The organism is Thiocapsa rosea, from assembly GCF_003634315.1.
GTDB classification, from domain to species: Bacteria; Pseudomonadota; Gammaproteobacteria; order Chromatiales; family Chromatiaceae; genus Thiocapsa; species Thiocapsa rosea.
The window spans coordinates 2564926-2578744 of record NZ_RBXL01000001.1; the positions used below are offsets into that span (position 1 = coordinate 2564926).

Consider the following 13819-nt stretch of genomic DNA (forward strand, 5'->3'; position numbering starts at 1 on the left):
TTCGTGTCGGAAAGAAACGGGAGATCGGTCGATGAAACAGATGGATCGGGCGGCAATCGTGAGCAGCTCGGTGCTCGGCACCGAGCTGGACGAGAAGGAAGCGTCGATTCTGGCGGAGTGCATGGGTCTCGTCAGGCTGACCAACGGCGAGTTGCTGGTCTCGGAGGACGAGCAGCGGCGCACCCTGTTCCTCCTTGCGGAGGGGCGTCTGTGCGTCTGCAAGACGGTCGGCGGGGTCGAGGAGTCTCTCTATCGGATGCGTCCGGGCGAGTGCGCCGGGACCCGCGCCTTCGTCGATGGCTCCTCGCGCAAGGCGGCCTTGCGCTCGGAGGACAACAGCAGCGTTCTGACCCTGGAGCCCGATGATTTCGAGGCACTGGTCGACACCCATCCGCGGCTGGTCTACAAGGTCATGCGTGCGATCTTCCGCATCACCCACACGAACCTGATGCGGGTCAACCTCGAGCGCACCGAGCTGGCGAACTACATGCACAAGACCGGCGGGCGCTATTGATCCCGAGACGGCGGCAGAAACCGCTGCCGCACGACGGTCTTGATCCGTTGCTGCGTTCGGGTTCGAGCATCGCTTCGTCCAGCACCTGCCGATGCCGTGATACGCCGTTGATCTTTGTCTGCGCCTTTGTGCTCGCATGATCCAGGTGCTCATCGTCGACGATGATTCGGATATCCGGGACTTGGTCTCCCATGAGGTGCGCCAGCAAGGCTGGAATGTGCTCCAGGCCGGCAGCGACGAGGAGCTGACGGTGCTGCTGCGGCAGCACACGCCCCACATCATCCTGCTCGACATCCGCTTGCCCGATCAGGACGGTCTGACGATTGCGCGGCGTCTGCGTGCCGCCTCGACGATCCCGATCATCATGCTGACGGGTATGGGCTCGGATGTGGACCGGATTGTCGGGCTGGAGATCGGCGCCGATGACTATGTGGTCAAGCCCTTCAACCCGCGCGAGCTGATCGCCCGTATCAAGGCGGTGCTGCGACGCACCTCCGCCGGCGCGATGATGCCCGCGCCGACGTCATCTCCCCGACACGATTGCAGGCGTTTCGCCGGTTGGATGCTGGACCTCTCCGCCCGTCTCCTGACCGACCCCGACGGCAATCCGGTGTCCCTGACCAACGCCGAGTTTCTGCTGCTCGAAGCCTTCCTGGATGCTCCGCGGCGGGTCTTGAGTCGGGAGCACCTCCTCGAGCGCACCCATTCGTTCGAGGCCGATGTCTTCGATCGCACCATCGACGTCCTCATCATGCGCCTGCGACGAAAGATCGAATCCAACAGCCACGCCCCGAGGCTCATCCGAACCGAGCGCGGCGCAGGCTATGTCTTCGATGCCGATGTGGAACGGACGGGGCAGCGTAGGTCGGATTAGCGCAGCGTAATCCGACGCTCTCCGCCGTCACGTCGGGTTACGGCGCGCCGCAAGCCTCGGAGCAAGCACGAGAACGTATACCGGGCGCGCCTAACCCGACCTACGCCGCTATTCGCCATCGAGCGCCTGCCGCACCGCGTGTGCCAGATGCTCGATGGTGACCGGCTTGCGGAGCAGCGCGGCGGCCGGATCCCGGATCTCGCGCGTCTCGCCGGACGTGAACAAAAGCGCCAGGCCCGGTCGGCGTGAGCGCGCCTCGCGGGCCAGGGTGACCCCGTCCCACGGGGCCGGCATCGCGACGTCCGTGTAGAGCAGGCGGATGGCCGGCTCTTGCTCCAGCAGGGCCAACGCCGTCGCCCCGTCGCCCGCGGTCAGGACGCGGTAGCCGAGACCTCGGAGCTGGTCGGCCGTGGTCGCCAGCACCTCGCTGTCGTCGTCGACCGCCAGCACCCACTCGCCCTGGCCCCGCGGCGTCGGCGCGTCCCGGACGGGCTCTGCGATCGGCTCGACCAGCGTCGCGGAGGGCGCGGCGACCGGAAGCCGGATGCGCACGGTCGTGCCTCCACCGACGCGGCTCTCGATCCGCATCTCGCCCCCGGACTGGCGGGCGAAGCCATACACCATACTGAGCCCGAGTCCGCTGCCTTTGCCGGGCGCCTTGGTGGTGAAGAAGGGTTCACAGACGCGTTCGAGGACATCCGCGGGGATGCCGCGACCCGTGTCCTCGACCGAGACCTCGACGGCGTCGTCACCGGCAGCCGCGGTCTTAATGCTGATCCGACCGTCGCCGTCCAAGGCATCGCGGGCGTTGATGACCAGATTCATCAGCGCGTTTTCGAGCTGCCCCGGGTCGACCCGCACCCGCGGCAGATCGGGAGCGAGCACGGCACTCAGCTCGGTGCCCTCCGCGACACTCACCTCGAGCAGATCCAGCATGCCGTCGACCAGCGCGTTGATGTCCACGACCTCGGGTGCGAGCCGTTGGCGCCGGGAGAAGGCAAGCAATCGCTCCACCTGGCGCACCGCGCGATCCGTCGCTCCCATCGCCCGCTGCCAGCGCTCGCGAAGCATGGGGTCGTCTTCCGGCTTGGGCTCCAGATAGGTCAGATTGCCGAGGATGGCGGCGAGGATGTTGTTGAAGTCGTGGGCGATACCGCCGGTGAGCTGCCCGACCAGCTCCATCTTCTGGGCTTGGCGCAGTTGACCCTCCACCGTTTCCATGCGAAAGGCGTTGTCTTTGAAGACGTTGAAGACGCGGGCCAGGTCGCCGATCTCGTCGCGCCGATCCATCGCCGGCACCCGCGCGTCGCGCTCGCCGCCGGCCAGCCGCTGCATGGCACGGGTGACCGCGCGCAGGTTCAGGCTGATGTCGCGCACCAGGAACCGGTAGGAGACGAGGGTTGCGAGCAGCACCACTGCGATACTGACGGCGACGAAGATCAGCGTATTGGTCAGCAGGGTGTCGCCCATGGCGCCCGCGGCTCGGGCGATGGTCTCGCTGGCCGAGTGCACCAGCGCATCCACTCGCGTCTTGAGCGCGGCGGCGATGTCGCGGCTCGCCGTCACCAGGGACTCCGCGCCCTCGATGGTCGCGATCTCCTGCTCGCGCAATCGGAAGACGCCGTCGGCCTGAAGTTGGACCTCCAGGTCGGCGATCGCCTGTGCCAGCTCCGGGCGCAGTCCCGACGGAATCCTCGGGATTAGGCCCGCAAGCTGACCGCGGGTGCGCTCGAAGGCGCCACGGAACACCCGTACCTGGTCGAGGCTCGGCGACTCGGCCGCGAGCAGCAGATCGCTGAAGGCCGAGCCCGCCAGCCGCTCCGCATCCAGCAGGGGTCCCTGGGCACCGGCCGCGCGGCGAAAGAGTCCCGGGTCGACGTCCGTATCCCGTCCCACCACATCGCTTACCAGCAGGATCGACGGCACCAGGGTCTGCTGCACGCGCTCGCGTAGGGCGAGCAGCCGCTCGCGCTGGTCCTGCAGGGCGACACCGAGCATTGCTTGTTGCTCCAGCGCCAGGGCCAGATCACGCAGGTTCGCCGCCAGCTGCGGCGCCAGTCGGGCGATGTCGGCGACCCCGTCGCTGCCGGCCGGATGCAGGTCGCGCAGCCGCTCGGTCTCGCTGGCCAGGGAGCGCAGGTCACGGTTGATCAGTGCGGTCTGGCGTTGACGCGCCTCGGCGTCCTTCGCGGCCAGCAGCGCAGGCGCGCGATCCTCCAGCCGCTCGCCGACACGCGCCAGCACCAGGGCAGCGTTGGACGCCGGCAGCTCGCGCTCCATGACCGTCGCCACCCCGGCACGGGTCTGCAGCAGCGCCATCAGGGCCATGGCGCTCGCGAGCGTGATCGCCAGGGCCGCGAGGCCTAGGATCAGCAATAGGCGGGCTTGGATGCCGGACAACATCGGGGTGGGTGCACGGTGTGCGAAAACATACAAGAAGGGCTGGAAAGGGGAGCGCTGCTATCTCGGGATCGCCGACGTGTAGTCGTCTTCTTGCGCTCACCGGGCGACCAGCGGATCGAGTTCAACTCGACGATCCCGCGTCCCTCACCCGATCCAATCCTCTAGGGCCAGCAGTGGTACGCGGGAAAACTCATCCGTGTTGTGAGTGACGAGAACCAATCCCCGCGCACGTGCGATCGCTGCGATCTGCAGGTCATAGGGCCCGATCGGCGTACCTTTTTTTGCGAGGTACGCCCGAATATCCCCGAAATACGGCGCAGCGTCGCTGGTGAACGGCAGACTGGGCAACCAGGACAGCAGAACCAGCAGGCGTTGGCGGTTTTCATCGGGCCGGGCGCTTTTGGCGACACCAAACCAAAGCTCCGCCTCGACAGGGACGCATATCCGCAGCTCGGCGAGCCCGGTCTCGCGAACCCGGGTCACGACGTCCGCATTGTTCTTCATCAAAGCGATGACGGTGTTGGTATCGAGCAGGTAGGCCATTAGTCGAGTGACTCCCGCGGCGCATCGATGCCAAGGTCGGCATTGTCGATGTCGTCCGGGAAATCATTGCCGAGGGTGCCGGCCACCGCTGCCAAGAAGGATTCGGTTTCCTTGGATGAGCGCGCCGGCGCAACCTGTTCATTGTGATAGCGCTTCTCCAGCTGCTGAATAAAGGCCAAGGCTTCCCGAGCAGCGGATTCCGGCAACCTCAGACTGTGCTCGTAAATGGCTTCCGGTAATGTCGGCATCGTTGGCTTCCTCCTCCGCCGTGGTGTGCTAAATGTTTAGATGTTTAGTCTACGGTCGTTTTCGATTTGCGATCGATTGAATGGCGGCAGCTCGATCATCCATGGTGAATCCCTCGCCGAAGCCACCGCCAACCATCTGTAGTCTACCGCAACGCTCCAGGTCAACCAGGATTTGGGGTCGTGCAGATCCCTTCCGACCGCCGGGATCGTACCGGTGAGGCAACACCCAGGCAGGATCATTCGCACTTCTCGGCCAACCCCATCGCCTCCCGATAATGTCGTCGCTGGCTGTTGCGACCCAGGCGGTCGGTGAGGGCCTCCCAGTCCGCGGCGGCGGCGCGCAGGCCTTCCTCGGGCGTCGCGCTGCCGGTCATGACGCGGTCGAGCTGGTCTTCGAGGGCGGCGATGTAGGCACGATAGCCGGGCAGACGCAGGTCGCGTGCGATCTGGGGTGCCGAGAGACTGGCGCGCAGCACGTGCAGGTAGTCCTCGGCCTGCCGTTCTCCGAGCAGGCCCCGCCAGGGTGCCGGGTCTTCGAGGTGCGACAGACGGTAGGGGTTGATCCCGGAGCTGCCGTCCAGCATGTCGCGCGCGCTGTGCTCCGGGCTCGCATACCGGGCGACGTAGGCCCAGGCCCGCTCGCGCTCGGCGCTGGCGGCGGGGACCACGGCGATCCAGCCGCCGAAGGCCAGGAAGCTCACCGAGCGGACGGCCGGCAGTGTCTCCCAAGCACCGCCCGCGGGGTTCCAGACCTCGCGGCTGCCGGGCAGAACGAAGAAGCCGACATCGCCGGCGATGGCGGATGGCCCGGCCGCGCCGTCTTGCCCCCCGCCCAGCGCACCCGCCAGCACGCCTGTATCGGCCCAGTCGATATTCATCGCGGCCTGTCCTGCGGCGAAACGGGTGCGCACGGCCTCGCTGTCCAGCCGGTCCGCATCGGCTGGACCGAATCGACGCAGCTCCAGCATCTCATTCAATGCACGCACCCAGCCGGGATTGTCGATGGCCGGAACCATGGTGTCCGGGTCGAAGAACATGGCACCGGGATGGTCCGGGTGATTGGTGTAGGCCGCGGCGTGACTGAAGAGCGTCCAGATGCGCTGCCCGTCACGGGCATAGGCCTCCAGCGTGCCGGCCAGTGCGCTGCCGTCGGCTTGGCGACGGCCGCTGAAGAATGCGGCGATGTCCCGGTATTGCGACCACGTCTGTGGCGGCTGCAAGGGACGACCGTATTCCTCGGCGAAGGCGGCGCGGGTAGGCGAGTCCTCGAATAGATCCCGGCGATAGGCCCCCATGTGCAGATCGCCATCTATAGTTAATGCCATCCAGCGGTTGTCCCAGCGCATCAAGGCGTCGCGATAGAGCGGATGGATGTCGCCGGCGATGGGGCCGGCGATGATCCGGTCCGGGACCGGCGACAGATAGGGCGCGAAATCCGGCAGCCAGGCGGAGGGGATCATGAGGGCATCGAAGGGCAAGTCGCCGGTGACGAAGCCGAGCATGATCCGCTCGTAGAGGTCTGCGAAGGGGACCCGAGTCACCTCCACGGCGATTCCGGTCGCGCTCTCGAAGGCTCGCCCGTGCCGCTCGGCCGGACCGCCGATGGCGGTGGTATCGCGGGTGATCACCTGCAGACTCGCCCCGCTCCTGTTCCGCGCGCTCCGGTCATCTCCGTCGGCATCCGTCGCCCACAGCGCGACAGACGGCAGGGCAATTATGACAAAGATGACAAAAAGGCCATGGAGTCGTGTCATCGTTCGTTCATCCCGCAGAGTTGTGATACGCGACAGGCCAAGCGCTCGATCGAAGCGAATCGGAGGGACCCGTCGATGCCGAAACCCGACCCTACGAGAGGACAACGATGAAAACCACCAACACCACTTTGGGTCTCGCCGCCCTGACCCTTGCGATGATCGCCGCCAACACGGCTATGGCCGAAGACGGCAACGTGGGCGACGAAGTGCCTCTGCCGCCGAGTAGCCCTTCGGACGCATCGGGCGGTTGGTTGAACGGCAATTATCTTACCGGCGATTGGGGCGGCAAACGCAACGAGCTTGCGGCCAAGGGCTTCGACTTCTTCGCCTACTACAACGCCATCGTCGCGAGCAACGTCGGCGGCGGGATCCAGCAAGGCACGGCCCTGGCCGGGGATCTCTACATGGGAATGACGGTCGACCTTCAGAAAGCGGCCGGTTTGGACGGCTGGACCTTCAATCTGAGCGGTATCGACCGGGCCGGCGCCAGCATCGACGAGGACGTGGGCAGCATCTACAGCGTCATGCAACTCGTCGGCGGCCAGACCTATTTCCTCTACAACCTCAGCCTGGAAAAGAGCTGGGCCGACGGACAGTACGCACTCAAGTTCGGCCGCATCACGGCGACCGATGATTTCGCCGGGTCGCCCTTCTACGGCTATTACCTCTCCAACAGCTTCAATGGCCAAATCCGGGCCGTGCTGCTCGACGGCGTCATGACCTCCTATCCCTTCGCCGTGTGGGGGACCCGCTTCCAATACGCGCCGACCGATGATTTCCGCGCCAAGATCGGCGTCTACCAGTTGACCGAGCGGATGTGGGATCCGGATCTGCACGGCACGGACTTTACCTTCCGCTCCAGCGACGGTGTCTCGATCATGGCTCAGCTCGAGTGGGATTGGCGCTGGGGCTCCAAACCCGGTCACTTCGCGCTCGGCCTGAACAACGTCTATTTCGATATGCCTGATTTCAATTCGGACACCACCACGGACACCTTCATTCGCTATTACGCCCAACTCGATCAGCAGGTCACGCAGGAGCGCGCAGGTTCCGAGCAGGGACTCTATCTCTTCGGCACACTCGCCTATACCAACCAACAGCAACCGGCGCTCGTGCCCTTCCAGACCAGCTTCGGCGCCCAATACGTCGGCCCCTTCGCCGGGCGCAACCAAGATCGTCTGATCTTCGGGACGACATTCGGCAAGCTGGGCGACGACTACGCCGCCGAGCAGGTGTCGCTCGGCAAAGGCGACCCGGATTACGAATGGGTCTTTGAGCTGGGCTATCGCATCCAGCTCACCAAGTTCGCCTACATCCAACCCGATATTCAATACATCGTACAGCCCGGAGGGACGGGCGACATCCCGGATGCCACGGTGATCGGCATGCAGTTCGGCGTTTCGTTGTAGGGGAAGCCGCCCGCCGCCGGCCGCCAGCCGCCAGCCGCCAGCCACCAGCCATCAGCCATCAGCCATCAGCCATCAGCCACCAGCCATCAGCCATCAGCCATCAGCCATCAGCCATCAGCCATCAGCCATCAGCCACCAGCCATCAGCCATCAGCCATCAGCCACCAGCCATCAGCCATCAGCCATCAGCCATCAGCCACCAGCCATCAGCCATCAGCCACCAGCCATCAGCCACCAGCCATCAGCCATCAGCCACCAGCCATCAGCGCTGATCGGTTCCTGATCTCCCGAATGGCGTCGACCATGGCCCCGCAGCAGGAGGCAGGGAGCAGGAGGCAGGAGGCAGGAGGCAGGGAGCAGGAGGCAGGAGGCAGGAGGCAGGAGGCAGGGAGCAGGAGGCAGGAGGCAGGAGGCAGGAGGCAGGAGGCAGGAGGCAGGAGGCTCTCATAAAAACACTGAGGAGGACCGACATGATCTCTTTAGACCTCTCCGCGGTGCGTCTCGGCGCGACCGCAGTCGACAAGACCGACGCCATCCGTCAGGTCGGCCGGATCTTGGTCGAGGCGGGCTACATCGAGCCGGGCTATGTCGACAGCCTGTTGGCGCGTGAACGGGTGGCCAACACCTTCCTTGGCAACGGCATCGCCATCCCCCACGGGGTGCCCAAGGACCGCGGGATGATCAAGCAGACCGGCGTGGCCGTGCTGCAGGTGCCGGACGGGGTGGAGTGGAACCCGGGCGATCGCGTGCATCTGGTGGTGGGGATCGCGGCCAAGTCCGACGAGCATCTTCAGATCCTGACCAACCTGACCGATGTCCTCGGCGATCCGGCCGAGGCCGCGCGTCTTGCCCACACCACCAATCCGGCGGACATCGGCACACGGCTGTCCACCGGAGCCGCACCGGCCAAACCGGCTCCGGAGCCCCTGCCGGATGATCTGCCGAATCACTTCGATGCCGTCATCACCTCCCCGCACGGCCTGCATGCGCGTCCGGCGACGGCACTGGTCGATATCGCCAAGGGCTTCGGGGCGACTGTCCGGGTGCGTCACGGCAACCGTGCGGGTGATGCCAAGAGTCTGATCGCGCTCTTGAACCTCGGGGTCGAGTCCGGCGCGACCATTCGCGTGATGGCCGAAGGCGCCGATGCGGATGCCGCACTCGCCGCCCTGCGCGAGGCGATCGACACCGGGCTCGAGGAAGAAGAGGAGACCGCGAGCGCGGCCGGCTCCGCCGAGCTGCCGCGGATCGACTGGGAAGGACCGAGCATCGCCGCGGTGGCCGCGTCGCCCGGGTTGGCGCTCGGGCCGGTCTGGCAGTATCAACGCGGCAAGATCGTAGTGGCTGCGACCGCGCGGGATCCTGCCGCGGAGCTGACGCGCCTGGACAGGGCCATCGAGGCATCCAAGCGCGAGCTTGCCGAACTCTACCTCGAGGTCAAGGCCCGCACCGGCGCCGGCAAGGCCGCCATCTTCCTCGCTCATGCCGAGTTCCTGGCGGATCAGGGTCTGACCGATCGCGCCAAGGTGCTGATTCGCGAGGACGCGCGCTCCGCGGGCTATGCCTGGGAGCAGAGTATCGGCGAGCAGGCCAAGACGCTGGCCGCTCAGCAGGACGCGCTCCTCGCCGCCCGCGCCTTGGATCTACGCGACGTTGGTCGGCGCGTGCTGCGCATGCTGGCCGAGCGCATCGAGGACGAGCCGAAGCTGCCGGACACGCCGGTGATCCTGATCGCCGACGATCTGAGTCCATCCGATACCGCCCGGCTGGACCCGGCCTTGGCGCTCGGAATCTGCACCGCCGCCGGAGGGCCGACCTCGCACACCGCCATCATCGCCCGGTCGCTCGGCATTCCGGCCGTGGTCGGGGCGGGTGACTCTGTGCTCGACATCGCGGACGGCAGCCCGATCGTGCTCGACGGCAACAGCGGCACCCTGGTCCTGATCCCGACCGACGCGGACCGGGCCAACGCCGAGCGCGCCCGCGCCGACATGGCGACCCAGCGCGAGGCCGAGCGTCGCGCTTGCTATCAGCCCGCCATCACGACCGACGGGGCACGCATCGAGGTCGTCGCCAACATCGCCGCACCCGAGGAGGCCGGTCGAGCGGTCGAGGCGGGCGGGGAGGGCGTCGGCCTGCTGCGCACCGAGTTCCTCTTCCTGGGCCGCGATCAGGCCCCGACCGAGGACGAGCAGACCGCGGCCTATACCGAGATGGTCCGCGCCCTGAACGGACTGCCCATCATCATCCGCACCCTGGATATCGGCGGCGACAAGGCCGTGCCCTACATGTCCATGCCGGCGGAGGAGAACCCCTTCCTCGGCGAGCGCGGGATCCGGCTCTGTCTGAACCGCCCCGAGCTGTTCCGCACCCAGTTGCGGGCCATCTTCCGGGCCGCAGCACACGGCCCGGTGCGCATCATGTACCCCATGATCTCGACCTTGGAGGAGCTCAAGCGCGCCAAGGCCCTGACCGAGGAGGTCCGTCTGGAGGTCGGCGCCGCCCCGGTCGAGATCGGCATCATGATCGAGGTCCCCTCCGCGGTGATGATGGCGGAGGAGCTGGCCGCCGAGTCGGACTTCTTCTCGGTCGGCTCCAACGATCTCACCCAATACTGCCTGGCGGTGGACCGCATGCACCCTGTGCTGTCGCGTCAAGCCGACGGTCTACACCCGGCCGTGCTGCGCATGATCGACGCGACCGTGCGCGCTGCGGACAAGGCCGGGATCTGGGTCGGGGTCTGCGGGGGCATCGCCGGCGACCCGCGCGGCGTGATCATCCTGACCGGTCTGGGCGTGCGCGAGCTCTCGGTCAGCATCCCGAGCATCGCGGCCGTGAAGGCGCAGATCCGGGGCCTCTCGATGGAGCAGGCACGCGGTCTCGCCCGTCGTGCCCTGGCCTGCTCCACCTCCGCCGCCGTGCGCGGACTGCGCTGATGGAGACCCGGACCATGACCAACCGCATCAAGATCGCCACGCTCAGCCTGAACCCGGCTATCGACCAGACCGCACGGGTGCCCGAATTCACTGCCGGGCGCGTCAACCGTGTCGAGCAGGAACAGTCCGATGCCGGCGGCAAAGGGGTCAACGTGGCCTCCTTTCTGGCCGACTTCGGCGGGCAGGTCGCCGTCACCGGCTTGCTCGGCGCCGCCAACGCCGAGCCCTTCGTCGCGCTCTTCGCCCGCAAGGGGATCGAGGATCGCTTCGTGCGGCTGCCCGGACGCACCCGAGTCAACGTGAAGATTGTCGATCCGATCCTGGATCAGGTCACCGACATCAACTTTCCCGGCTTGGAGCCGCACCCGGAGGATCTGCTGCGTCTGACCGAGACGATCGACAGCCTCTGTGCGGATACCGACTGGTTCGTGCTCTCGGGCAGTGTTCCGGCCGGGGTGCCCGAGACCCTCTACGCAGACCTGGTGACACGGCTCAAGGCGCGTGGCAAGCGCGTGGTGCTCGACGCGAGCGGCGCGCCCTTCGCCGAGGCCGTCGGCTGCGGCCCGGACATCATCAAGCCGAATATCGAGGAGCTGAGCGAGCTGGTCGGTCGGCCGTTGAAGGGACGCGCCGAGGTGCTGGCCGCCGCCCGATTGTTGGTCGAGCAGGGCGTGGGTCTGGTCGCCGTCTCGATGGGGGCCGCCGGTGCGCTCTTCGTCGAGCGCGACGGGGCGGTCGTTGCGACCCCGCCGGCCGTCAAGGTCAAGAGCACCGTGGGGGCCGGCGATGCGATGGTGGCCGGGCTTGTCATCGGCACGCTGCACGCCTTGGACCTGGCCGGACGCGCGCGCCTGGCGACCGCCTTCTCGCTCGGCGCGCTCGGCGAGCTGGGTCCCAACCTGCCCGGCGCGGAGGTCGTCGAATCCTTCGCCGCTCAGGTGCAGGTGAGCGCATTCGAGGCATCCTCGTAACGCGTCGGAAACAAGTCGAGCACCGAAACTTTCGTTGTCGTTCTTCGATTACGACAACGACAACGACAACGACAACGATGACGGCAACCGTGGCAAAGGCATTCTCTCGTTGAGTTTTTCTCATTTTTAACAGTGCCCTAGGGCCTGAGATGCCAACCCTACGCAAGCCGACCAGCCGATTCCGGAGCACACCATGGCCAGACTCATTGCAGTGACATCCTGCCCGACGGGCATCGCCCACAGCCTGATGGCGGCGGAGGCCATCAAGAAGACCGCGGCCCTCATGGGTCACGAGATCCAGGTCGAGATCCACGGCGCCGAAGGCACCACCAATCGGCTCTCTGAGGAGACCATCGCTGCCGCCGATGCGTTGCTGATCGCCGCGGACATCCATGTCGAGCTCGAGCCTTTCGGCGACAAGCCGACGCTGACGGTCTCCACCGGCCGTGCGATTCGCGACAGCCGAGCCGTCATCGAGGAGCTGTTGGCGCTGGTGCCGGGGCTGGCTCCGAGTCCCGACTCGAAAGTGGCGACGGCACCGCCGAAGGCACCAACCGCTGAAGCCCCGCCGGCGGCCAAGGCCGGTCGGCGCATCGTCGCCATCACCGCCTGCCCCACGGGAATCGCCCACACCTTCATGGCCGCGGACGCGCTGAAGAAGGCGGCAGTCGCCGCCGGGGACAGCATCGATGTCGAGACCCAGGGCTCGGTGGGTGCGAAGAACCAGCTCAGCGCCGAGCAGATCGCCGCGGCGGACCTGGTCATCATCGCCGCCGATACCCATGTCGACGCGGGTCGCTTTGCCGGCAAGCCGGTCTACACGACCTCGGTCGGCGCCGCGGTGAAGGGCGCGGCGGCCCTGATCGATCGCGCCAAGGCCGAGGCGACCGTCGCCGGCGGGACCGCACCGGTCGCTGCCGCGCCGAGCGCCGGAGCCGGATCGGGCGCCGGATCGGGCACCGGCAAGCGTCACTTCGAAAGCGTCTACAAGCACCTGCTGACCGGCGTTTCCTACATGCTGCCCATCGTGGTTGCCGGCGGACTCTGCATCGCGCTCTCCTTCGTCTTCGGCATCGAGGCGTTCAAGGTCGAAGGCTCGTTGGCCGCGGCCCTGATGGAGATCGGCGGCGGTGCCGCCTTCAAGCTGATGATCCCGATCCTCTCCGGCTTCATCGCCTACTCCATCGCCGACCGGCCCGGCCTGACCCCGGGACTGGTCGGCGGCATGCTCGCCATGAACCTCGAGGCCGGCTTCCTCGGCGGCATCGTCTCCGGCTTCCTGGCCGGCTACATCGCGCTCGTGATCCGCGACCACGTCAACCTGCCCAAGAACTTCGAAGGGCTGAAGCCGGTGCTGGTGATCCCGCTGCTGTCCACGTTGGCCGTGGGCCTGCTGATGATCTATGTCGTCGGCGGCCCGGTGAAGCTGATCATGGACGGCCTGACCGCCTTCCTGCAGGGCATGGGCACCACCAACGCCGTCATCCTCGGCCTCATCCTCGGCGGCATGATGGCCGTGGACATGGGCGGCCCGGTCAACAAGGCCGCCTACACCTTCGCGGTCGGATTGCTGACCAGCGACAGCTTCATGCCCATGGCCGCCGTGATGGCCGCCGGCATGACCCCGCCGCTCGGGATCGCGATCGCCACCCTCGTCGGCCGCAACCGCTTCACCCAGGCCGAGCGCGAAGCAGGCAAGGCCGCCGGCGTGCTTGGACTCTCCTTCATTACCGAAGGCGCTATCCCCTTCGCCGCCAAGGATCCGCTGCGCGTCATCCCCGCCGCCGTCCTCGGCTCCGCCGCCGCCGGGGCACTCTCCATGTACTTCAGCGTCGGGCTGCGCGCACCCCACGGCGGCGTCTTCGTCCTCGCCATCCCGAACGCCGTCAGCCACCTGGCCTGGTATGCGTTCGCCATCGCCGTCGGAACGATTCTGACGACGGTTGCCTTGCTGATCCTCAAGCCCTCGCTGAATGAACCCAAGCCCACGCTCGTCGCAGGCGTGACGGCCAAGTGAGCAGCATCGACGTCCCAACAACGCCGAGTCGGTCCCTGTCCGCCGAACGCCCCGTGCGAACGCTGCACGGCTGACTCGGCCCCCTGAGTCCTCCTCGTCTTCTCCTTAGGGAGACATTTCGGCCCGGTCCTCCCGGGCCTTTTTTGGGGGC

10 protein-coding genes are annotated in these 13819 nt (G+C 66.7%); 6 read left to right on the forward strand and 4 right to left on the reverse strand.

The window, feature by feature from the left end; genetic code table 11:
- Positions 1–31 precede the first annotated feature (31 nt).
- Both BDD21_RS11310 and BDD21_RS11315 read left to right on the forward strand, forming a co-directional pair.
- Positions 32–514: a Crp/Fnr family transcriptional regulator gene (locus BDD21_RS11310; protein ID WP_120797265.1), complete on the forward strand. Its 483-nt coding sequence runs from the start codon at positions 32–34 to the stop codon at positions 512–514.
- A 136-nt stretch (positions 515–650) separates the two neighbouring features.
- A complete protein-coding gene (locus tag BDD21_RS11315; RefSeq protein WP_120797266.1) occupies positions 651–1388 on the forward strand; it encodes a response regulator in 738 nt (245 codons plus the stop codon).
- A gap of 108 nt (positions 1389–1496) precedes the next feature.
- Here BDD21_RS11315 and BDD21_RS11320 read toward each other — a convergent pair whose 3' ends face one another.
- The 4 genes from BDD21_RS11320 to BDD21_RS11335 all read right to left on the reverse strand — a co-directional run bounded on the left by BDD21_RS11320 (position 1497) and on the right by BDD21_RS11335 (position 6336).
- Positions 1497–3791 carry an ATP-binding protein gene (locus tag BDD21_RS11320; protein ID WP_120799869.1) on the reverse strand — a complete coding sequence of 765 codons (2295 nt, stop codon included), beginning with the start codon at positions 3789–3791 and terminating at the stop codon, positions 1497–1499.
- 144 nt (positions 3792–3935) lie between these two features.
- Positions 3936–4334 carry a type II toxin-antitoxin system VapC family toxin gene (locus BDD21_RS11325; RefSeq protein WP_120797267.1) on the reverse strand — a complete coding sequence of 133 codons (399 nt, stop codon included), beginning with the start codon at positions 4332–4334 and terminating at the stop codon, positions 3936–3938.
- A complete protein-coding gene (locus tag BDD21_RS11330; protein WP_120797268.1) occupies positions 4334–4582 on the reverse strand; it encodes a DUF2281 domain-containing protein in 249 nt (82 codons plus the stop codon). Before BDD21_RS11330 ends, BDD21_RS11325 begins: the two co-directional genes overlap by 1 nt.
- A 236-nt stretch (positions 4583–4818) precedes the next feature.
- Positions 4819–6336 (reverse strand): ABC transporter substrate-binding protein, encoded by a 1518-nt coding sequence (locus tag BDD21_RS11335; protein ID WP_120797269.1) that lies wholly within the window; start codon positions 6334–6336, stop codon positions 4819–4821.
- Between the two features lie 107 nt (positions 6337–6443).
- On the opposite strand from BDD21_RS11335, the gene BDD21_RS11340 reads away from it, so the two are divergent.
- The 4 genes from BDD21_RS11340 (at position 6444) to BDD21_RS11360 (ending at position 13668) form a co-directional block, all read left to right on the forward strand.
- Positions 6444–7745, forward strand: coding sequence for a carbohydrate porin (locus BDD21_RS11340; protein WP_120797270.1), 1302 nt, complete (start codon positions 6444–6446; stop codon positions 7743–7745).
- 469 nt (positions 7746–8214) lie between these two features.
- Positions 8215–10680, forward strand: coding sequence for a phosphoenolpyruvate--protein phosphotransferase (ptsP, locus tag BDD21_RS11350; protein WP_120797271.1), 2466 nt, complete (start codon positions 8215–8217; stop codon positions 10678–10680).
- A gap of 14 nt (positions 10681–10694) precedes the next feature.
- On the forward strand, positions 10695–11651 hold the full coding sequence (pfkB, locus tag BDD21_RS11355; RefSeq protein WP_120799871.1) for a 1-phosphofructokinase: 957 nt from the start codon (positions 10695–10697) through the stop codon (positions 11649–11651).
- A gap of 193 nt (positions 11652–11844) precedes the next feature.
- The gene (locus tag BDD21_RS11360) at positions 11845–13668 is read left to right on the forward strand and encodes a PTS fructose-like transporter subunit IIB (protein ID WP_120797272.1); all 1824 of its coding nucleotides are present in this window, start codon (positions 11845–11847) and stop codon (positions 13666–13668) included.
- The last annotated feature ends 151 nt before the right edge of the window (positions 13669–13819 follow it).